This is a genomic window from Parasphingorhabdus sp. JC815, assembly GCF_040717415.1.
In the GTDB taxonomy this organism is placed as follows: domain Bacteria; phylum Pseudomonadota; class Alphaproteobacteria; order Sphingomonadales; family Sphingomonadaceae; genus Parasphingorhabdus.
Window position 1 is genome coordinate 183,053 of sequence record NZ_JBFEFM010000003.1, and the last position, 23,857, is coordinate 206,909.

The 23,857-nt window shown below is 50.6% G+C and carries 11 protein-coding genes; all 11 read right to left on the bottom strand.

Annotated features, from left to right (window positions below):
* Positions 1 to 4: 4 nt before the first annotated feature.
* The gene (locus AB1K62_RS08970) at positions 5 to 1,999 is read right to left on the bottom strand and encodes a heme-binding protein (RefSeq protein WP_367003087.1); all 1,995 of its coding nucleotides are present in this window, start codon (positions 1,997 to 1,999) and stop codon (positions 5 to 7) included.
* A complete protein-coding gene (locus AB1K62_RS08975; RefSeq protein WP_367003090.1) occupies positions 1,999 to 3,474 on the bottom strand; it encodes a multiheme c-type cytochrome in 1,476 nt (491 codons plus the stop codon). Before AB1K62_RS08975 ends, AB1K62_RS08970 begins: the two co-directional genes overlap by 1 nt.
* A gap of 116 nt (positions 3,475 to 3,590) precedes the next feature.
* Positions 3,591 to 5,027: an aldehyde dehydrogenase family protein gene (locus AB1K62_RS08980; protein WP_367003092.1), complete on the bottom strand. Its 1,437-nt coding sequence runs from the start codon at positions 5,025 to 5,027 to the stop codon at positions 3,591 to 3,593.
* An 11-nt stretch (positions 5,028 to 5,038) separates the two neighbouring features.
* Positions 5,039 to 6,685 (bottom strand): acetolactate synthase large subunit, encoded by a 1,647-nt coding sequence (locus tag AB1K62_RS08985; protein WP_367003094.1) that lies wholly within the window; start codon positions 6,683 to 6,685, stop codon positions 5,039 to 5,041.
* Between the two features lie 162 nt (positions 6,686 to 6,847).
* On the bottom strand, positions 6,848 to 7,810 hold the full coding sequence (locus AB1K62_RS08990; RefSeq protein ID WP_367003096.1) for a D-2-hydroxyacid dehydrogenase: 963 nt from the start codon (positions 7,808 to 7,810) through the stop codon (positions 6,848 to 6,850).
* Positions 7,807 to 9,273, bottom strand: a complete 1,467-nt coding sequence (gene cysS / locus AB1K62_RS08995) for a cysteine--tRNA ligase (RefSeq protein WP_367003098.1) — start codon at positions 9,271 to 9,273, stop codon at positions 7,807 to 7,809. Before cysS ends, AB1K62_RS08990 begins: the two co-directional genes overlap by 4 nt.
* A 46-nt stretch (positions 9,274 to 9,319) precedes the next feature.
* On the bottom strand, positions 9,320 to 15,901 hold the full coding sequence (locus AB1K62_RS09000) for a hypothetical protein (RefSeq protein ID WP_367003101.1): 6,582 nt from the start codon (positions 15,899 to 15,901) through the stop codon (positions 9,320 to 9,322).
* Positions 15,902 to 15,915: 14 nt separating this feature from the next.
* Positions 15,916 to 17,706 carry a ShlB/FhaC/HecB family hemolysin secretion/activation protein gene (locus tag AB1K62_RS09005; RefSeq protein ID WP_367003104.1) on the bottom strand — a complete coding sequence of 597 codons (1,791 nt, stop codon included), beginning with the start codon at positions 17,704 to 17,706 and terminating at the stop codon, positions 15,916 to 15,918.
* A gap of 99 nt (positions 17,707 to 17,805) precedes the next feature.
* Positions 17,806 to 18,609, bottom strand: coding sequence for a hypothetical protein (locus AB1K62_RS09010; RefSeq protein ID WP_367003106.1), 804 nt, complete (start codon positions 18,607 to 18,609; stop codon positions 17,806 to 17,808).
* Positions 18,596 to 20,650 (bottom strand): adenylate/guanylate cyclase domain-containing protein, encoded by a 2,055-nt coding sequence (locus AB1K62_RS09015; protein WP_367003108.1) that lies wholly within the window; start codon positions 20,648 to 20,650, stop codon positions 18,596 to 18,598. Before AB1K62_RS09015 ends, AB1K62_RS09010 begins: the two co-directional genes overlap by 14 nt.
* Positions 20,650 to 23,778, bottom strand: coding sequence for a CHAT domain-containing tetratricopeptide repeat protein (locus tag AB1K62_RS09020; protein ID WP_367003110.1), 3,129 nt, complete (start codon positions 23,776 to 23,778; stop codon positions 20,650 to 20,652). Before AB1K62_RS09020 ends, AB1K62_RS09015 begins: the two co-directional genes overlap by 1 nt.
* Between the last annotated feature and the right edge of the window lie 79 nt (positions 23,779 to 23,857).

Sequence of the window (23,857 nt, forward strand, 5' to 3'; positions counted from 1 at the left end):
AGCGTTATAAACCCTCGCAGACATTTTGATCATTGGTGTCAAGAAACGGTGCAAACGGACAATTTACATAACGCAGGCGCACATTCGCATTGCCAAGATCCACTACAATATTATCTGCGCGCATGGTCTTTGGCGCATTGCCGATGCCGCCAACACGCAAACCTGCATTATGCAGTCCAAGGAAACTGATCATGTCATCCTGATCAATCCCGTCACCCGATACACCAATGCCACCGATTAGTTGATTGCCGCGATAAATGGGTACGCTGCCGGGGAAAATCTGGATACCGTTTTCAAGCCGGTTCTGTCCTGCCACTACGTCAGGCGTATTTGTGCAGCGCATCGGTGTGTCAGTCAGCGAAGCGCCGGTAACAAAAGCTAGATGTTGCCCCAAATTGGGGAAAATTAACGCGGATTGCAGCCCGGTCGCAAAAACATTAAAATCTTCAATGGGTCGGGAAAGTGGCCCGTTGGGCCGGCCCAGCTCACCATCGGGAAAATAAGGCCGGGACAGGTTGCCGCCAGAGCGGTCGGCAAAAGCAGTCGCCCCTGTGAGTGCATTAGGGTCATTCAAAAATGTCCGCACCCGTCCGACAAATGCTGCAACATCTGTATCGGGATAACCAAGCAGATTGGATGCGGCCATGCTGCCTGAGAAAAATGAAGCCGTCCGCGCCTTTTGTAACGATACATCGGTCCCGAAAATCGGTGCATCTGGGGATCGGACGATGCCCAATATTTCGCCGTGTGTATCGACAACCGAAATCGAAACTTGGGCGCGGCTGTCGAGTGGTTGCCGGATCTGCGCCCGCGCACGGGACATGATTATAAAGGCTTCTTCCAAGATGGCTCGTGTTTCTGCAGCGGTAAGCGGCGCGGCCACGCTGCCCGCGTCAGTACCCGCGCGGATGGGGAAACGGTTGGCTCCTGTGCCATCAGTCAGGACAAAAGCATCGGTGTTTTTAAACTCGCTCGCTGTAGATGGCCGAATACCGGATGCTTCCGTGCCATAGGCCGTCCCGGCAATGATAGCGCCCGCCGTATAGCCGGTAACAGGGATGAGGTTGCCGGCAGTGCCATTGATAGCCGCAAAATTACTTTGAAGGGGTGAGAGATCACTTACCACCATATCGCTGAAACGAAGCTGTGTGCCATCTATTGAAATGCGATTTGCGCTAACAGCGCCGGGAGGAGAAAAACCCTGAATCCCGGCTAGAGCAATCGCTTCTTCATCATCAATATCAGTGTCGAGAATATTAGGGTCATAGCCATAATCGCCATCCCCCATGACGCCGATTGCCCCTACAACAACTCCGTTTTTATATAGCGGTAGCCCGCCCGGATCCGCTGATAGACCTAGCGGAGATCGCTTCGGTCCGATTAGCGCCGCAGCGCCGGAATTGCCAAACCGTTGATTAAAATCAGAACAAGGCAGCTGGCTGAATTGCACGCCGAAAAGTGGACCGGACTCCAGCCCCGCCGTTGATGGTGCCGGCGGGAAATGTTCCTGAATAATCTGGCTGGCGGTGCGGCTTGAAAAAGCATTGCCCGCGCTTGACAGATATGCCCCCGTTATCGCCTTGGCGATAGCGCCTGCTGCTGCGGGTATTGTGACGTCCTGAACGTCGATGGGAGGATTATTCAACGCCCCTAAAGCGGTGCGCGCGCTCGTCGTTGCCGTAGCCGCTGCTCCATTCATTTCAAATACGGCCAAGACGTTACCGACCCTGTCCGTCACAGCTATGACCGACGGAAGGTTCCGCGCCTGCGCTTCACCAACGGCCTGTGCAATTATAGTCTGTACATCCGCAATGCTCAGCGATTCTAGTGAAGGTGGTGTATATGCGCCGCCATTGCCATCAACTGGTGAAGGCGTGGGCGAGGGCGCAGGTGAAGGCGACGGCGTACCGCCAAAATCATTGCTGTCACCCCCGCCGCCGCAAGATGTCAGGAGCAAGGCAACTGCTGAAATCGCAGCGGAGAAACGGAAGTTTCGCATTATCGTAGAGCCCTCATGGTTCTTACAGCACTGCCAAGTGCACGACGGAATTTCAGGGGTTTATAATCATTAGGCTGAGCCACTGCCTTATAAGCGACGTTTATCTGTCCACGCAGGCTGGCTGCGGCTGTTTCGCTCACCTGACCGCTGTTCACCAGCCCGCTAAGCAAAGTATCAATGGCCATAACTGCCTGCACACTGCCTTCATAATCGGTGAAGCGCGGAGAGATAACTTGCCCAGCGATGGTTTCCATGATCTGAAATGATTGCTCCCGACCAAAATTGGCGCGAGAGAATCTGTCGGCCAGAGCTCTTGCAGTTTGCCGTAGACGGGCGGCGGCCTCAACCGCTGGACCGCGACCTTGCGCCATTGCTGCGTGGAATGCCTTTGACTGTGTGTTAAATTGTCCTGCCAGATCGGGCGCAGCTACGGCGATTGCCGCACTCAACATGATTATATTCTCATCATTATATGGTGGCATGCCTTCCGGGATGGGACGGCCCGGATTATCTATTGATGTAGGCCGGGCAGAGGCATCATCATAAATACGGCGGTGGCAACTATGACAGTCATAAAAGTAAAATTCCGGAAATATACCCTCGGTCGCCAACGCGGGTTTCGAGAACAGGTTTAGCGAACGTTCCAGCGCCATCGACTGGCCAACGGCCCAGAAACGGACATTGTTGGTTTTGCCTTTACGACGGATATAATCGACATCCTCGTCATGATGCTGTTGTAGCGTTGAAAACAGATCCAGTTCAAATGATATGCGCGGATGACCGGCGGCCATGATCCGGTGACTGACAAATTGGCCGCTTTTTGCACTGCCGTAATGGCAATCAAGACAAGTGCTGGCCCGAACTTTCGGATTATCGAGTGGCGTGAGGCCAAGCGAAACATTGCGCGAATGACTGGAACCAACAGCATAATGGGCAGATAGCCAGCCCGAAGAGGCACCGTGACATGATTCACAACCAACGCCGTCACTAACCTGAAAACGCGGGCCTTTTTTTACCGCCTGAGTGGTGTGACATCCCAGGCATTGCTGCGAAGTAGCCGCATCTTTGATTCCAAGCCGCTTGGCAATAGCTATGCTGCGAGGCTCGCGTAATACGCGAAAAGCCCGGCTGTGCGCTCCGCCGGGGGTCGATTCTTCCTGCCAGCGCATCAATTCATCTTGGCGAACAATTTTGCCGTCCGCTTCTTGGCGTCCATGGCATGTGGTTCCGCCGCATGTGGCAACGCCTAAATGCGTGCCTCTAACGGTATCTTGTGCCGCCTGAACAGGAGCAGCGAGAGATGATATGAAAAAAGCTACGCCAGCAAGAGCGAGACAGAATAGTGATGCAGCCAGCACTGGCCAGCTACGTCCATGTGACAGGTTTTCCCCCATTTGCATCGTTGCGCTCCCCTGATCCGAAGATCCACCACCCTGTTTCAGCCCGACGCGAACCCGACCGTTAATAAGAGGCATATTATGCGCTAATGCCCCCTTAATGCAATAATAAAAATCCAGAAATATTAAGCCTTTTATGTGACTTGCATCACCATATTGCGATAATTTTCAGTATAAATGTTGCTATTACATCGCTATAACTTCCGTCGGATAATCAGATTTCGTATTTCAGTCATATCTTCCATCGCAAAGCGGATGCCTTCTCTACCCAATCCGCTATCTTTGACGCCTCCATAGGGCATATTATCAACGCGATAGGATGACACATCGTTAATCACGACACCGCCGACATCAAGCCGGTCCCATGCATCCATCGTCTTGAACAGATCACGCGTAAAAATACCGGCCTGCAAACCAAATTTGCTATCATTCACTTCGTCGAGAGCAGCGTTGAAATCGCTAAACCGAGACAATAGAGCCAGAGGACCAAAGGCTTCTTCACGATAGGCAGCCGCATCTGTATCAACATTTTCAAGCAATGTTGCCTCCAGCATATTACCGGAACGATTACCGCCGCAGAGCAGGGTGGCTCCACCCGATACGGCCTCTTCGATCCAGCCATGCAGGCGTTTGGCTTCACCTTCTGAAATCATCGGGCCAATGAAAGTGTCCCGGTCTTTGGGATCGCCGGCAACCAGTGATTTGGTTTTGGCGACCAGCATATCCTTAAATTTGTCATAAACGGCTTCGTGAATGATGATTCGTTGCACTCCGATGCAGCTTTGACCAGATTGGTAAAAAGCACCAAAAATAATCCGTTCCAGCGCGTCATTCAGATCGGCATCATGGTCAACAATGACGGCGGCATTACCGCCAAGTTCCAGAGTGACCGGCTTTTTCCCGGCTTTGGCTTTCAAAGCCCAGCCCACATCGGGAGATCCGGTAAATGATAGCAGTTTCAGCCGTTCATCAACAGTGAACAGGTCCGCACCGTCGCGGCTTGCAGGCAATATCGAAAATGCGCCCTTTGGCAGGTCCGTTTCAGCCAGCACTTCGCCCATGATAATCGCGCCCAGCGGTGTCTTTGACGCTGGCTTCATTACAAAGGGGCAACCCACCGCAATTGCGGGCGCAATTTTATGCGCCGCGAGGTTCAGCGGAAAATTAAATGGCGAAATAAAGCTGCACGGACCAATGGGCACACGTTTCCACATGCCCTGATAGCCTTTGGCCCGCTTAGAAATGTCGAGAGGCTGGACTTCGCCATAATTGCGGGTTGCTTCCTCGGCGGCAATGCGGAACGTGTCGATTAAACGGCCAACTTCGCCTTCGGCATCGTTTATCGGCTTGCCCGCTTCAACGCAGAGCGAATAAGCAAGTTCGTCGAACCGCTCTTTGAACCGCTCCACACAATGTTGCAGTACATTTTGCCGTTCATAGCTTGCCATACGCGCCATTGGCTCGGTAGCTTCTACAGCCCCGGCAATGGCTTCCTCAATCAATTCGGGCGTTGCCCTTGCCGTCCGGAAAGCAACTTCGTTGGTATATTTGTCAGTAACTTCCAAATCTTCATTTGGCTGGACAGCGACATTGTTGAGGTAAAGTGGATAAACGTCTTTAAGTTTTGTCATATCCTTCTGGCTCACAGTTTTTTGCTCAGTTCCTTGATCTCGTTGTTGAGGATACGATCATTGTCGGAATAATCCACCGGACAATCAATCAAATGCACGCCATCACTATTCAGGCATTTGTCGATCGTTTCCTGCAAGTTCTTAGCGCTGGTGATCCGATGGCCAGTAGCGCCATAGCTTTCCGCATATTTGACGAAATCTGGATTACCATAAGTTAAACCCCAATCCTTAAAGCCCATATTGGCTTGTTTCCAACGGATCATACCATAGCTATTATCGTTAAGGATCAGCACCGTGATATTCAGTTTCAGACGAACCGCTGTTTCCATTTCCTGACTGTTCATCATGAAACCGCCGTCGCCGCAAATCGCCATGACCTTTCGGTCCGGATAGACCATCGCCGACGCCATTGCAGAGGGCAGACCAGCGCCCATGGTTGCCAGCGCGTTATCAAGCAATACGGTATTGGCTTGACGTGCCTTGTAGTTACGCGCGAACCAGATTTTATAAACACCGTTGTCGAGACAGATTATACCATCGGCAGGCATGTTTTCGCGGATGACTTTTACCAGATGTGGAGGATAAATTGGACAGCGCATGTCGTCATCCATGGTTGCCGTATGCTCTTCTTCAGCTGCGCGCGCTTTATACATCGCATCGAAATTCCAAGAGCCGGAAGGAACAATATCTTCTTTCATTTGCCAGATGGCGTTGCCAATATCGCCAATGACTTCAATCTGTGGAAAATAAACGGGGTCCACTTCGGCATTGTTCATGGAAACATGAATGACTTCCGTGCTGCCGTTTTTCATGAAGAATGGAGGTTTTTCGATTACGTCATGACCGACATTGATGATTAGATCAGCGGCCTCGATGGCGCTATGCACAAAGTCATTGGCTGACAGGGCGGCACAGCCCATAAACTCCTTGTTGGTTTCATCGACAACACCTTTGCCAAGCTGTGTTGTGACAAAAGGAATGCCGGTTTTTTCGATGAATTGGGTCAGCATCCTGCTAGTCGTCGTACGGTTGGCACCTCCACCAATGACAAGTATGGGAGACTTGGCGCTTTCAATTTTTTTCGTCGCAGCGCGCACTGCTTTTGCTTCGGCAATCGGACGCCGTGAGAGGCTGCGTGCGATAGGTACGGATTCAGTTTGTTCGTCGGCGACATCTTCGGGAAACTCGATATGGGTTGCGCCCGGTTTCTCTTCCTCAGCCAGCCGGAAGGCTTCACGAACGCGGCTTGGGATATTGTCAGCAGAAGCAAGTTGATGGGTAAACTTTGTAATCGGTCCCATCATGTCCACAACATCGAGTATCTGGAAACGACCCTGTTTGGATTTTTTGATCGGTTTCTGGCCAGTGACCATCAGGATTGGCATGCCACCAAGTTGTGCATAGGCCGCAGCGGTAACCAGGTTGGTCGCACCGGGGCCAAGCGTCGCCATACACACGCCAGTCTTGCCGGTATGACGGGCATAGGTGGCGGCCATAAAGCCGGCGCCTTGCTCATGCCGGGTCAGGATCAATTTGATTTTGTTAGAACGCGACAGGCTATCAAGCATGTCGAGATTTTCTTCGCCGGGAACCCCGAAAAGATATTCAACGCCTTCATTTTCAAGACATTGAACGAATAAATCAGATGCTTTGGTCATGTTGATCCTCCCCCTGACCTTCATGATCAGTGTATATTTCAGATAAAGGCAACGACCACGGAATGGTTCCTGATAAAAACCTTTCCTACCCCCATATCACTGGCAGATAAGTTAAATTTTACATTATGTCACGTTTGAATGTAAAATTTTTTGGCGCCTAGATTAATACCCGCGATCCAGATCGGCGACTGCAATCATATCTTCACCATTACGATAGCGTTTCAGGTTTTCAACAAAGCGGCTTGCTGCGCGCTGAAACATGCGGGTTTGCGCCACGCCCGACATATGCATGGTAATAAGGCAATTTTCTGCGGTCCATAGAGGATCACCTTTCGGTAGTGGCTCTGGTTCTGTCACATCCAGAACAGCGCCGCCGATCGTTTTGTCATTCAAAGCGGTGACAAGTGCATCCTGATCGACCAGTGATCCGCGCGCCACGTTGATTAGCCATGCTGATGATTTCATCGCCGTAATTTCATCTTTGCCCAGCAGTTTGCGTGTCTCGGAAGTAGCAGGTGCAGAAACGATAACCCAGTCAAACTCACCGATACGGCCACGCCAGTCATCAGTGCCAATCACTTCCGTTCCGAGACCAGCCGGATCGTCACTGGCGGTGCGCCGCACAGCTGTCACTTTCATCTCAAAACCGGAAAGCTTCTTGGCGACTTGTTGGCCGATACCGCCATAGCCGATGATGAGCGCCTTGCCGTCTGCCAACTCGGTTGTTCCGGGAGCCTGTTCCGGCCATTCCTGCTGTTGTTGTAGCGTCATTAACTTGTCACTTCTTTTGGCAGCAGCAAGCATGCCCATCACTACAAACTCCGCGATGGGAGAACTGTTTAGACCAGCCCCATTTGTGACAATTGTGCCTTGCTGTTTTAACTGGTCTAACGGAAAATGCTCTACGCCCGCATAGATACTGTTAAGCCATTTCAGATTGGTTGCAGTGGACAGAACCTGGGCCATTTTCTCTTTATCATACATGTCGAACCAGCCGATTTCGGTATGGGGCGCGATTTCAAGAGCTTCTTCCGTACTAGTAAACCAAGTGACATCAAGGTCCTCGCAATGCTCCTCGACCATTGGCCGGACCAGCGATGCCATGGCTGCTATCGGTTTACTCATATCTTTATGCTCCATTCCCAGCGTAGTGGATCGCCATCCATCAATTCGACACCCTGCGCCGTGAGTTCGTCACGGATCGCATCGGCGGCTACAAAATCCTTGGCAGCCTTAGCTTGTTGACGCAGATCCAGCTTATCTTCAATCTCCGTTTCGCTAATCGAAGCAGATTTGGGCGGCAGCCGCAGATCGGTTCTGGTTAGCGTTTGCAAGTTTAATCCCAGTAATTGGTCGATTTCCTGCAAAAGATTCATCCGTTGTACAGGGTCTATTTTCTTTAGTGATAATAAGTCTTCCAGCAAGGGAATGACCGGTGGACTGTTCAGGTCATTACTGATCGCGCTATCCAGCTGAGCCCGCATTTCGGTAATTTTGGGATGGGGCGGCTTGCTGTCTTGAGTTGCTTTAAGCCGCTCTTTCAATCGTTCGACGCCCATGACGATACGTTTCAGGCGTGTAAGTGCGGCGATCAGATTATCCCAGCTAAATTCCAGCTCGCTACGATAATGGGCCTGCAAACACATCAAGCGATAGGCGAGGGGATGGATGCCCTTGTCTATCAGCAGTTGTAAGCGCAAAAACTCTCCTGCGGATTTGGACATTTTTCCAGCTCTGTCGATCAGGAAATTATTGTGCATCCAGATACGCGCGCCACTATGATCACAGCCGCTATGTGCTTGATTTTGAGCGATTTCATTAGGATGATGGATTTCGCGGTGATCTATACCGCCAGTATGAATATCAAAGGGCAGGCCGAGCAAGGCCTCCGACATGACAGAACATTCCAGATGCCAGCCCGGAGCACCTTTGCCCCATGGACTGTCCCACTCCATTTGCCGACTCTCGCCTTCCGGAGTTTTGCGCCATATGGCAAAATCCGCAGCATTGCGTTTGCCTTCTACCGCATCGATCCTGCCTTCTCCGTCTTCAGTCGTGGCGCGTGCCAAGCGGCCATAATCAGCGACAGTGGAGACATCGAAATATAGCCCGCCAGGCAGTTCATAGCAATGCTTGTCGGCTATGGCCTTGGCATAGTCGATCATCTGCGGCACATAATCGGTTGCGATAGACCAGTGCGCGGGCTGACGGATGTTCAGCGCCTTGATGTCATCCCAATAGGCTTCGGTATAATGTTTGGCGATGTCCCAGATAGATTGAGCCCGTTCCGCCGCTGCTTTTTCAAGCTTGTCTTCACCCGCATCGCCATCATCGGTTAAATGTCCGACATCGGTGATATTGATAACATGGATGAGCTTATAGCCTTTCCAGCTTAATGTCCGACCAAGCAGGTCGGCAAAAACATAAGCCCGCATATTACCGATATGGGGATAATTATAGACCGTAGGACCGCAGGTATAAACGCGTGCCTCGCCTTCATGTACCGGCGTAAAAATTTCTGGCGTGCGAGTCAGGCTGTTGAACAGCTTTAGAGGCGCTGGAGCACTATTGTCTGGCGTTTCATTCATGGACTATCGCCTAATGGCTTGCCGTATAAAAGGTCAACCGATCAATTTATTCAGCAGGCTCCAGAGCGTCTTCGTCGGATGAGTTACTTTGTTCGCATTCGGTGTCACCTATTTCACATGCACCATTATCCTCACCATCATTATCACCAATCCAAAGATCATCATTACCTGCACCGGTTACAGGCTCATCAATCAACGGATCGTTGATAAAATCCTCTGTTTCCTTGATTTCGATGAGGTTGTTATCAAGAGGATCATTAATCGCGGAATCATTATCGCCAGATGAGAGTTCTTCTTTGATTACATCTTGCACTGGGTCAATCGTGGTGACTGGCGCGCCGCAGCTCGCAGGATTAGCGATCAGGCAGCCGTTTATTGTCGAAGCGATATCATAATTAGCCTCGACAGTCGTTGCAGGAATAGTATCACTACCTGTTGCGCCGCCAACAATTCCGTTGGCGACAATATTGGTGGTGCTGCTTGAGCTAAGACCAGAGATTGTAAGACTACCGACAGAAAATCCCCGGCGCGTGTTAAAGTCCCCTTCCGGAGCGGTGTTCTGGATGAACAAATTTCTCTCTACAGAGAATTCGGCAACACCAGCGCGGATCAGGCCGCTATCAAGATCTATTCCGTCATTATCCCCTAGGCGCTGGTTAACTGCGCGAAGGTTAAGACCGGCTATATCGGTAAAAGCCTGATCGGTCATCGCATAGATATTCTGGGCGTATAGTGACATAAACCCGACAGACCCAAAGCCGTTATTGCCATCAGTAATCTGGATCAGACCGCCATTGGCATTGATTCTGATGTCATTCACCGCCGTCATATTCAAACCGGCTTCGGGCGCAGCATTGGTCAGGTTGAGCTTGCCGTCTACTCGGGTAGACTGGCCGGAATCGATAGTAAGTGTTCCGGCAAAACCAAGGGTAGCTGCTTGTGTGCTGCCAACATCGTCCCGCGTTGCTATGGTCAGATCCTGAATGACCAGATCGGGAGTGCTGGCACCGGTGGCCTGTGCAAAGAACGTCAAGTTCTGATTGGCCTGTATACGTCCAAACTCTTCCTCGCTAAGACTGAACACGCCGGTTGTTCCGGTGCCGCCCAAAACGGCTTGATTGGCCCCGTTACTTTCGATGTAAATATCATTGGTCCGGTTAAGCTCGCCAAGCTGACCTGAAGAACTAATGTTTAAATCGGCAGAGGACAGGTCGATTGTTGTTCCGGTTGTTAGGGCTTGAATGACAATTCCCTGTCCGGCGGTAATTGAAAGATTATTGGTTGCCAGCGTATCACGTTCTATGAATACATCTGTCGCAGCGCTCACGCTTATATCCCCGCCAGCCTGTGTAATTGTCTCAGTAATTACAGTAGATCCGCCTGTGCTGGAGAGCGAAATATTCGCAGTAGCTCTCGCACCGTATATGAGGAGGTCTCCATTCGAAACTATGTCAATGCTGCCGTCTGTAGCGTCTGCCGCAGCTTGCATATTTCCGGTTGATCTTAGAAATATATTCCGGCCGTCAGCAATAATGTTTCCGGTTACAGATGCATCATCGCGAACAGCAATATCGCCAAGGATCGAGTTCAGAAATGCGATACCGCTGGTCAAACTCTGTATTTCAATGCCTTGATCACCTGTGACATCTACCGAGTAAAGCGGGCCTTGCTGTGTAATCAATGACCCGACGGTCACAAATCCGGGTGTGGTGATATTTATACCATTGTTCCCGCTGACTATATCGCCGGTAATATCACCACTACTGGCTGACAGGTTAACGTCGGTATCTGCATATAGTCTATTGAAACTGATTGCGCCGCCAGCACTGAAATCGATTGTGGACCCCGAGCGTAAGCGGGAGTCAGCGATGGTATCAATATCCCCGCCGATATTAGCTATAAAATCACCAGCAGAAATAATGGAATCAAACCCTGCCGAGCGGTTGGTGTGTATAACGATTAAATTCTGCGGTGTATCAATAGTCGTGTTTCCACCGATATTTAATTGTCCGTCACCATCAAAAGTAAATATTGCATTACCAGCCACATTGACCGTGAAATCGCCGGTAACATTGGTAGTGCCACTATTGCCGGACAAAGAAAATCCGTTGGTTGATGCAGCACCGTTCAAAGCTTCAGCATATAGAGACCCAAAGGTGATGAGCCCTGCCGGATCGGTGGATGCGTCAATAATCTCTATGCTGCCGCCAGTACCGGTTGGAATAGAGATATCTCCGCCGTTAAAACCATTAGAAATCAGGGTTACATTACCAAGGGTGAGGATGCCGGGACTGCCTTCCTGAACCTCAAGAATAGCGGTTCCACCTGTCCCGCTACCAATTATTCCAGATGGACCGGCAATGCCACCGAATCCGGCACCGCCGCCTTGGCCCGTCGTAATTATAGTCACATCATTTCCGGTTATCGTACCGCCTTGTGCCAACATACGTGCGGTGCCGCCCGTGCCTTGTCCGCCATCGCCACCTTGGCCATCACTAGCTAAGCCGGAAATACCGCCATTGCCGCCTTGTCCGCCTGTGCCCGTGCTGGACAGCGTATAAGAGGGGTCGCTAATTGCCAGTTCTGCTCCGGTTCGCACAGAAATTTCCGTTGTACCTCCGGCTGCTGAACCACCGTCACCTCCATTGCCGCCATCGCCGCTAGAATTATCAGACCCAACGGCACCATCGCCGCCAAAAGCATTACTGATAATCGAAAGCGGTGAGCCGGTTGTGGTCAGCGTTGCACCAGCGCCAGCAATATTCAATCGGGCAATACCACCTTGAGCACTGCCTCCATTTCCACCATTGCCGGAAACGGCTCGCGCAACTCCGCCAGAGCCACCAATCCCTTTGGCAGTAATTTGCGGACTATCCAGTGATATAATGGCATCGGTGATATTCAAACTTGCGGTTCCGCCGATGCCATCACCGGCATTGCCTCCGTTATTACCTTCTCCACCTTTTGCACCGATACCGTCAGCATTTACCAGATAGAGTGGATTGCCACTATCATCATGTCCTAGATTAACCGTTGCAATACCGCCGGTGCCGCTACCGCCATTACCGGCAGATTGGCCAACATAACCGACTGGTTGAAGAGGCGGGAACGGACCAGGCTGGAAAGGAGGCGCATTTGGGTCATTGCCTGCATCACCGCCCGTTCCTACAGCGTTGACATCCAGAGCGGTTGTTACAAAAGTTCCGCCGCTATTGTTGAGAACGGCGCTACCGGCAATAGCGTTGCCGCCATCACCTGCGCGCTGTGGCGGTAATGGTGAATTACTCAAGCCCGCTTGGGCATCACCGCCCTGTCCGCCAAAGGCGTTGGTCGTGATAGAAACGGGTGAGGCCGAAATGGATGCAGTGCCGCTGATATTTAAGGTAGCGTTTCCGCCAATAGCATCGCCGCCGCTACCGGCATTGACACCAAATCCGTCACCCCCTCTGCCACCAGCTCCTTCGGCAACTACGGCAAAGTTACCGGTGACGGTCAAGCTTCCCGAAGTCGCGTTTAGTGTAGCGTTGCCGCCTGTGCCTGTGCCTGCGTTCCGTCCGGCTACATTTTCAACATCACTACCTTCTCCGCCGTTTCCGCCAAACCCATTAGCCAAAATGAGCAAATTATTTGCAATAACATCCGCGCCGTTGAGGTTGAAAACAACATCTCCGCCTTGTCCGTCGCCGCCATCACCTGCGATACCCGGTTCTTGAGGGAAACCGAAAGGTGAGGAATCGCCGCCAAAAGAACCAATTCCGGTCGACGATACTGACATGTCACCAACAATAAAGTTACCGCTGTTCAGATTGAATGTCGTAAGGCCGCCGAGACCGTTTCCACCTTGGCCACGGATTGGAATGGGCCCTTCCGAGAAATCCCTGATCTGGCCACTAGAGTTTGAACTGAAACCGTCGGCTGAAAAATTTCCACCATTATTCAGTGAGACAGCAATATTGCCCCCAATACCCAAGCCTCGCTCAGCGGCAAGCCCGTTGTCAATATTGCCGCGACCCTCGCCACTGGCAGTAAGAAAAACAGATGTGCGGCTAAAAGATCCATCCCCGATTGCCATTGTGCCGCCATCGATATTGAGTGATATATCGCCGGCTGTGGCTGTTCCTCCATCCGTAAACGTTCGCGCACTAGCAACAGCGTCAAAGGTCTCGCCAGTCATGCTACCGCCATTTTGAATCATGACATTGATCGAGCCGGTCGTTCCGTCAGTTAATGCATTAATTGGCGCCTTTGTATTTCGGGACGCGTCTAAATAATATGTTCGGGCACTCAGCGAAGCGTTATCAACTAACAGGCTTATATTGCTACTGTTTGCTACAGTTCCAGACGAACGGATACTTCCGTTAGCATATAGTAGTACATCACCGGAAAGGGATAGATTTGACCCGTTGATTACATTTAAGAAGATATCCCCGGCAATATTATTACCGCTTGTATATCCATCAATAAGTAGACTATTTCCGTTCAAATCTGTGTTGTCAAAGGTGATATTCATAACACCGGCAGTGGCAATCCCATCAGATAGATCACCATTGCCATCATATTGGATTGTTGCTTTAGCCGTATTATCAAATTGCAAATTATTGGTAATATTTAATGTGGCATCAGTGAAATTGGCTGTAATGTTGCCGGCATTTGCATTATTTTGCGACACACCAGTATTGATGACACCGTTAGCCTCGCCATTATCGGTTGCTCTTGCGTTGGTATTGACGAAAATATAACCGGAATTGATTGTGCCGCCGGTCATATTAAAGTTAACCGTGCCACCATAACTGGCCCCACCTGTGGATGACCCGAGTATATTTCTCCCGTGCCTTCCAGCTGCATCGAAAATCAGGCCTTCCAAGCCGTTGTGTGTTATTGTGCTACCAGTGCCATCAATATTGACATTGATTACCCCACCTGTGGCTTCCCCGGCTGTTACAGTGCCCATGATGGGCGCGGCAGAAACATCGAATAGCGAATTAGCGGGTGTATTATTGCTGTTTATATCTATTAAACCGCCAGCGACAATATCGAGGTTGATCGTACCGCCAAAAGTATCAATACCATTTTCAAGGACTGCATCATTGCCTTTGACACCCACGATACCGGCGTTAACGGTTAATGAGTCATCAATGATAATTTCGCCAGATCCGGTTATCCGGCTACCGGATCCGCTCGCGAGAATATCTATAATGCCGCCCTGTGTTTCTGAGAAGGCATTGACTTCTAGACTGCCGCCAATGTTAATTGATGAGTCCTGCCGGGCAATGACCTGCGCGCTGTTGATGGCATTAAGCGTTACATTCCCATCTAGATCAATTAGACCGGTATTACCCGCTTCCATTCGGATCATGTTGCCAGAGGTAAATGTAAGATCGAGCGTATTTATATCTTGCGCTGCAGTGATTAGTCCGCCCGCAGAGGCATCAAGAATGATATCATCATTGGCAAATGCTGTGACATCGTTACTGAAATTGGAGTTGGTAATGTTGATATTAGCGCTGCGGGACGGAATGATGGTTTCGTCGATTACGCCTGAGTTGTCGACATTTCCTCCGGCACTGAGAATTATGCTGCCATCGTCTTCGTTAAGCATAGCACCAGTTGCAGGTACATAACCAATGGAGCCGGATAAAAGCATGGTCATGGCCTGATTTTTCGGCACGGCCACCATATAGATTATCTGGTTGTCAAGTCCGGATGATCGATCTCTTGTCGGTCCGGTGGTTGTGCCTGTATGTTCAATGCCGCTGTTACTTTCCGAGCCAACGGTGACAGCGATATCAAAGAGACCATTGTTGATGGTAATATCTGCTTGTTCGGCTGCGACATATCCGACAGAGCCATTCACGGTGACGGTGCCGCCCTGTATAATACGCGGCGCAACCATGGCGACATAGCTATTGTCTTCCAGCGCATTTATCTGTGCACCATTAGCAATCGTTATGCCTGAAGTACTGCCCGCCGGACCGTTAAAGCGGATTTCCCCATTGGGCCCAAAAAGACCACCGCCAGTATTAATTGCGTTGGTAGTCAGTAGCAGCGAGCCCACATTGAAATTTGATCCGGCTCCGGCAATTATGCCGCCGGGACTATAAAACCATATGTTCCCCGCAGTGTTACCACCACTGAAACTCGAGACATTACCGTCAATACCAATTCCGCGCGTTTGATCGCTTGGTACAATACGATTGAGAACGGTATAATCACCACCATTTATCCGGTCGAATACCAGGCCATTATCGCTCGGTAGAAAATTAATTGTGCCAGAGCCTGTCTCGTCAACAAGGTTCCAGTCGATAATGACCTGATCGCTATCGATCTGGACAGTATCAACTGTCGGTCCGCTGATGAAACTGCCTGACCCCAATGTGAATTGACCACTAGCTATGTCCGGATTGGCATTTACTGCATGGCCGCTGGGTGATGGCGCTGCTTGGGCGAACGCTGCTTCAGGTGTCAAAGAAAGAAGAATTACAGCCGCAGTGAGAGACGCGCTGGTCAGTAGCTTTAACTTGCTTAACGATGCTGCTCGACCTGATATTCCGGTATCTTCTGTCATAGCTTTACCTTTGATCGCGCTGCTTTTCACTGTGTCCGTCATTATCTTGTCTCTGGTGTTCATTTGAGCGCTGCTTTCTACCGTGACCACGGCGCTAATTGCACGGTCAATGTCATCAACGCGCGGGCGCTGTCTCGGCGCGTCTGTAATGGTTCGCGTTTAAGCGGCACAACTGCCATAACATCCAGACTGGCCTGACGGCTAATGGTTGCCCGAATCCCGCCACCGGCAGAGTAAATTTCCGTTGGATCGCCGGGTGTATTTTTGTTCGACACTGCCATGACATCGAAAAAGACGTAGGGTTGCCAGGCTGAGCCGCGCGGCGATTTCGGAGCCAGTGAGCCGTAGCTCACTTCTGTCTGCAAACCATAGCCGCTGTCACCGATAATCGTTCCGGGATCATAACCGCGACCGATCGTATAATTACCGCCGGAAATCTCTTCATAAGCAAATAAAGCATCAGGCGAATATTGAAAACGCGGTTTCAATGTAAAGGCCAATAGCGGGGTGGGGCGATAATTGACCTCCGCTTCCCCACGAACGACAAATGCCGTGGGATCGCCATCGGTGCGTGTCGGAATTACCGTTTGCCCTGTGCAGCGTACAAAACCTGGACCACAGCCCTTGCTGGCTCCTAATATATCAAGCCCTTGACGCAATTCTAATGAAGCTGCCACAGCCCATTTTGGTTCAAAGCCAGTATAACCGTTGCGGCCTGATATACTGCCTGTGTCGATCGCGCTATAATCCAGTCGGGCATAAGCGATGCTGAGATTATCCTCATTGGTACGTGCACCAAAAATTTCGGTGGTCTGGTCAATATGTTCAAAGCCGACTGTTCCGAAAAGATTCTGTGTCTGCTTGCTAATAAAGGGATAGCTGGCGTAGGCACCGGCCACTAAAGTTTCTGATTGGATGTCAAAATTATTTACCAAGTCTGGTTTAGTCCACGCATAAGTGAAATTGCCGCCAAAGCGTAGCCCCTCGCCGCCGACGCGAAATTCATGACCGGCTTGCACGACTTGTTGCTCGTCAAAGTCTGAAGTAGAAAACACACTGATTGTGGTTTGGTCGCCCATACCCGTAATCCCGTTAAATCGCGCGCGGAGCAGCCCTCCAAACCGACCGACCTGCCGGGAACCGAAATTCTGAACATGGGCATCTACATAAACTGGCGTGCGTACCACGTTGAATTCACCAACTACGTCGCCGGGATTGCTACCGGGCGTTGATGTCGCGGGGCGCAATGAGAGGCGCACGTCAAGACCCGGAATATCGCGGGCAAGCAAAAGATAACGCTCGGCAACGTCAATGTTAAACACTGGTTCATTAGCCAACCGGTCAATATATTGTGTAAGCAGCTTTTCAGACGACCCGGCATCACCGCGCACTTGCACTGATGTCATGCGGGCAAGAAGCACATCAAATTTAACGTTTCCGCCTTCAATCTTTTGGGGCGGAACCTGAACCGCCGCGAGATATCCGGCGCTTCGTAATGTTGTTGCGGCCCGGTCGCGGATTTCACAAATTATTGCGACAGGCACTTCCTGACCGATATAACCGCTATATGATGACGCTAACATTGACTCGTTAACAACGCCAAGACCACTAAAATCCACTGATTGTAACGTGAATTTGACATCGGAAAATTCAGGGCTTGCAAGAGGGCAGGGGGATCGCTCTACAACGCTTTCAACAGTCAGCGCCCGCCCGCGGCCTTTTTCCGCTTCACCAAGCAATCCCCGCTGGAGTTCTTCTCTTGTCGGTGCAGCAACTGACGACTGTGCCCAAACTATATTTGGGACTGACAAGATTGTTGAAGCAGATAATATATAGACCAGATTTTTTGCGGCGCGCAATCGCGACATATTCTACCCCGTTTTTCCGAATTTCCGCAGGGATTACTACGGAAATATTATAATGTCTTCTTACGCCCCGACCCTCATATTGGGGCGTGTATCATTATATTAACCCTGCTTTTGAGCGTCCGCTGAACCATCACCGAGTGTTTCTACCAGCAGATCAAGCTGACTCTGGCAGTCGTTGGCGATCAGCGCCGCCGCCGCTTCATCAAGGTTTTGCGGTGCTTCGTTCAACATCACGAAATTAACTTCGACGGATTTTTCAACATTCGATCCGATCAGCCGATAGCTCGCTCCATCTTGTAACGGCGCTTCTGCGATTGGCCAGCTTTTCAGAGGGTTGCCTTTTTGCCAAGAGACTTTCGTTACCACGCCATCATTCGGCTCGACAATATCAGCCGTGGCTGATCCGGTATAGTCAGGACGCCACAAGACCAATGTGCTGGCATCTGCAACGCAGAATTTTCCGCCTTTGGTCACATCAAGAAACCATAAATTGGGATTCTGTGGTTCGGCATCAGCCATGCCGACGCCCGCACTCCGGACTGCCCCGGTTCTGGCCCGGCTACTCCCACGGTTATTTATGAAACTGCTCAGACGCGTCGAGCTGCTCGACCGGTTATTGGCGCTTTTATTCAAAGAATAAGTGCCTGGGCCTTTGAACACACGGGTGCCGCTCTTACCGAGGATCGTTACCCGGTCCAGTTTTTTAAGTTTCAGTTTCGCGTTGCTGGAAAGTTTTTTACCAGCCGGATAGGATTTGGCAGAGGGACCGGTCGAGCGAATGACCATATTTTGAGCGACTGCTGCACCGCTGACGCCAACGAGCAAGATTGCTCCCAAAGCCACTTTACCAAATTTGCGAGCAAATTTTCCAGATTGTGCCGTGTTACATTCAACCGAGTGCATAGCTTTCTCCATTTTTTGTCTTTTTTAATCTTGTCAGCAAATTGGAAAGACCTGAATCCTCACGATATTGTGTCATCATGGCGCCAAGTGCCTGAGCGTAATTATTATCACCATTATTATGTGCCGTTATGACAGCCGTCACTGCTGCCCGGTCTTTTTCTTCCCAATCGGGCATGGGTTCAAATACTTCAACAGGAGTGGACCGGCCTCTCAAAGTCACCTTTCCCATAGGTCGATACCAATCCAGTCCAGTGCGTTCCATCGCTTCTTTACTGACCAAAACTTTTGTTTCCAAAGTTTTATTGGCGGCTTCCAGTCTTGCCGCAGTATTCATGGCGTCACCAAGAGCAGTATATTGGATGCGGCCCTCTCCCCCAAAATTACCGACGATGGCGTCGCCATAATGCATGCCAACCCGCGTCCGGCCAATAGGCGGGACGCCTTCGGGGACGTTCTTGCGAAATTCTTCACCGGCCTGATAAAGCGCATAAGCAGCCTTTGCCGCGCGCTCGCCATCATCCGGATAGGCAAGGGGTGCGCCCCAGAAACAGACCAGTGCGTCACCGACAAATTTGTCAATCGTCCCGCCATATTCCAGCGCAACGTCGCTAAGCCGGTCGAGATAGTCGTTAAGTAATGTTGCAACCATTTCCGGTTCGATGGCGTGGCTTAGTTTCGTGAATCCTTCAAGGTCAGTAAACACCGCGAATATCTGACGCTTTTCACCGTGCAGGGCGAGCTTTTCGGGATCACGTAATATCTCGCCCGCGATTGATTTGGGAAGATATTTTCCTAAAGCATTCTGTGCAAAAGCCCGCTGTTTGGAATTGACCGTTCTTGCCGCTGATCCGACAGAAGCATAGCCAAAGAGCCAACCCAAAGCCCATCCGAATGCAGGCAGGGTCAATGTGTCAGTGCCAAGTTTTTGCAAGGTAAAGGGAAAAACCAGAAAGAAAATAAACTGGGCCAGTAAAATAGCTGCAACCTTTAATGGGTCACCCACGACAAGCGCAGACAAGCCGCCGCCTATCGCGACAAGCAGCGCAGCTGTCCATAATACCCATGAAGGGATCGGGGCCGGTATGTCATTGTTAAGCAATTGCGCTAACATATGGGCATGCACTTCCAGACCGATCATCTTGCCATCTTCGCTTTGCAAGTCGGTGATCGAACCAACCGGCGTTTCAAACCGGTCGCGGTCGATAAAGTCGCCGCCAATCAAGACATATTTGTCCTTGATGAATGATTGCAGCATATCTGCTGTTGCTGGATCGGCAAAACTTTCGATCGGAAATTTGTCAAATACCGGCATATCGGATCTGGCCGGAACCAGATAGCGGATGGCCCCGTCGTTTGCCGCAAATGCGGGATTGGGCTTGGTCAGGGCAATAGCTAAAAACGGGGGCAGCCCCTCACGTTCAGCCGCCCAGCGCCGTGCGACGCCGTCGCTGTCGGTTTCCAGACGGATGCTGGTCCTTTTGACTGTATCGCTTTCTACTTCTTCAAGAAACTGATCGAGAAACTGGTGCTGGGTAAAATCGATTTCACGATTGGTTTCAGGGTCGGCATAAGCAATGTAAGTGGGCGTTTCCATCTGGTTGAACGACGAAATCAACAGATCATCATCATCTTGCGGCATATCGAACAAAATATCGATCCCGATGGATTTCGCGCCCGCATTATCAATTGTTTCCAGCGCCTGCGCCAATATCGTCCGGTCAACCGGAGATCGCTGTCCCGTCAGTTTCAGCGTATCTTCGTTATAAACGATCATGACGATCCGGTCTTCTTTTTCCACCTCTGGCGCAAAAACAGAAGCACGCATATCATAGAGAGCGCGCTCGGCATCCTGAATCAGCGGTGTGGACCAGCTAAACCGGGCCATGAGCAGTGCGAGGACCAAAAATAGCAGCGTGGACCCAAGGCGGATCGGCCCCAATTGATTGAACATCCGCCGTAACGACTGCAATATCCCGCGGGCCTCCGCTTTTACATCGCGGTTGGCTGACACAGGGCCGTTATGACTATTGAAATTGGACATTATTTGAAGGCAGAAGATGCCGGATGTGTTGCTGCGACGCCGTTTCCGCTCGCCTCACTGGGTAAAAATGGCCTTGATCCATCACCAATAATGGCAAATCCGGACCAATAATAGGGGTGCGATGTGATTGGATCATTCATAAGTTTATTTTGGGAAATCCGTAATGCAGTGGCAATAGATTGCCCTTTGCCATCGGCGAACAAGCCTCCAATCAGGCGTTCTGTGGCGCGAAAATCATCAGGCGCTGGCCAATGGCTGGCCAAAACCAAACGGCTACCGGCACCGATGAAGGATCGCACCAGCCCATCCAACGCCGTCCCGCCACCCGAACTGACACCAGCTTCGCGGGTTGCCTGAATACTGGCCTTTCCGGCGGTATCACAGGCAGAAAGAATGACGATATCTGCATCTAGCTTAAGATCAAAAATCTCGTCAAAAGCCAGTAATCCATCTGAATTCTCACCGCCAAATGAAGTTAGCAAGGCTGGTTTTGCAGGACAGGATGGCCGCGGTGCAGTTACCAGACCATGAGTAGCAAAATGCAATATCCGATAGTCGGCAATGTCTGATTTCGCCATAACCCGATCATCGCTGAATTCCTTGCCCGTCAGAACGCTGGAACCATTTTCATCAACAATGGAACGCGCCTGAACCAGTTCAGCATCCGAAATAGGCTTGTTCCACTCATTAAGCGACCAGTTGCAATTTGCATCAAGTCCTTCGGATGAAGCCCGAACGCCGCCAATGGTTGTATCAGCCAAAACAGGCTGGTTGCTTCCAAAGCCCAGATATTGATGGGAGGCATTAGATACCGGAGCCTTGCGCGCATCGGCAAAGCTGCTCGCTGAAACCGCAGTGCTTATGTTGATATTGCTTCCGAGCCAATGGACGCCGGTAAAGTTGAACGGATCGCCATCTGGCCGGTCAATACGTGCAAGATATTTATCGACGGAGGCATCATCGGTAACCAGCAGGTTGATTGGCAAGCGCAACATGGCACCATCAGGTTCAAAAATCAGATGTGTTTTAGCTGAGAGGCGCTCCGTAATCGGTCCCAGCAGATTTTTATAAAGGCTACGCGATGTCTCAATATCAAAGGGATAGGTGACATATTGCCCATTTTCAAAAACGGAAATAGAGGCGCGCAAAAGATCGACCTGTTTATCAAGCGTATCGGCACTCAAAGATGGTTTATAGGCGCTCGCAAATTCTTTGTCCGCGTAGAACATGAATATATCATCGCCCACCACAGCCATCCGGACATAAGCTTCGGACGGGTCCATTTCAGCGCGCAAATTGTCCAGGCTGATGGAGTTCCCCGCTACCGCGCGATATTGCGGAAATTTTGACAGGCTGACGATAGTTAATTGCTGGTTGCGTTCCAGCTCTGCAATGTCTTGTGCCAGTTCTTTGCGGTGGCGCTGTGTCTCTGGTGTTTGTTCCAGTTTGCCCAGCGCGGTAAAGCGCATACGCAGCCTTTCAATGCTGCGGTCAAGATTGCTGGATTGCCGGAAAAGACGGGCGGCCTCATCTGTTCCGCCGCTCAATTCACGGGAAAGGGCCGCCTGCGTTTCTGCGACACCGGGCCGGACCAATATTTGCGAAGCCTTAAAAAATTCCGCAGCAGAATCCGGATCATTGCTCATCAGTTCAAAATAAGGAGCCAATTGATTGGAAAGCCCGGTAACGGCATTACGCTTTCCTAACGAATTGTCGACAACTTCGCGGTATAAACGACGCGCTTCGTTTTGATTGCCACGACGCAGTAAATAGCTGGCCAGTTTTGCTTTGGATGCATTAACTGCCCGTGTTTCCGGATATTGTAGCTCCACCAAATCCAAAGCATTACGCAACAGCTGTTCGGCATCGGAAAACTTGCCTTCTGACTCGGAAATCAAGGCTAGTTCCGATAATATTTGTGCGCGCAGCCGGGTGATAGATTCTACTCGTCCACTGCGGACGGCGACTGCCCGGTTATAGGCGTTAGTCAGTGATGTTCGAGCAGCTTGGGTTTTGCCCTTGATACGCTGTGCCGTGCCGATAAGCTGTAACGCCTGAGCATCAATCAGTTCGCCGCGCTCTGCATCGGTCAATTTCAGGCCGGCATTATAGCCGAGCAGGTCACTGGCTTTGCTGTTCCCGTTAATACGTGTCGCAATGGGAGTGGTTATAGTTAGATCGGATATCAAAGCATCCCGGCGGTTCTCTGATGTTTTTATTGGCAGGTTAATTCGTTCTACCGCCGCGTCGTAACGCCCCTGGTTGAGAAGATGTATACCCTCAAAGTTCCGCAATAATTTGTGGCTAACTATATTATCCGAAACTATTGATCGCGCCTGTTCAAACAGGGCGTCTGCTTCGGCAAATTCTCCCAGATTGGATTTTTGTAAAGCTCTGTTGATATAGAATTCTTCCGGATTTATGTCCGTTTCATCCAGATTTTCGGTGCGTTGTTGCAATGTTTCAAAAAACGCGGCTGCTTCAGCGTAATTGCCGCTATGATTGCGCCTATACCCTTCTGCGAGCGCTAGATCGGGCTTTAATGTCAGTGCCTGCACTCTGGCAAAGGCCAGCGGGTCGCTGATAGAAGTTGTGGCAACATCTATTTTCCCAGCGACAATTTTGTCTGACATAATCGACTTTAGCGCCAATATAGTGGCGCTATCATAAGCGGTCAGTCCTTCTGCTACATAAGTAACATTGCCGTGCCGCTTTTGGAATATCGAGTATTTGACCGGTTCGTTTGCAAGATGGCAGACATTTCGATCAATGCCTTCCAATATGTCTTGCCGGGCATCTTCATCACAGGAAACCTGATTTTGGCGATGTTCTGCAACGCTAGCTAAAACATCTGTCTGTGGTGAGCGAAAGGCATAAAGGGTGCTAACCGGACGAGCAGAATCACGGCAAACTACGGTCCAGCTCCGGTCAAAAATACTTTGCTTTGCTTTATTTTCAAGGCTCCGGTCCTGAACCTGGCAGAGTGTGCCTTCGCCGGATCCTATCGGGAAACTGTCGCGCAGTTGGACAGACTTATCCTGAGCAGAAGCAGCAGATGCTGTCGTTGCCAATGCCAACGCCGGAAGCAATGCCAATAATGGCAAACTATAATTTCTCGGACTAGTCATATATTCCCCACGAAAGCTCGTTCTCTACAACAGAGAAAGCCATTCAATTTGCGACCTGAAATGCCCAGATATGTTTATA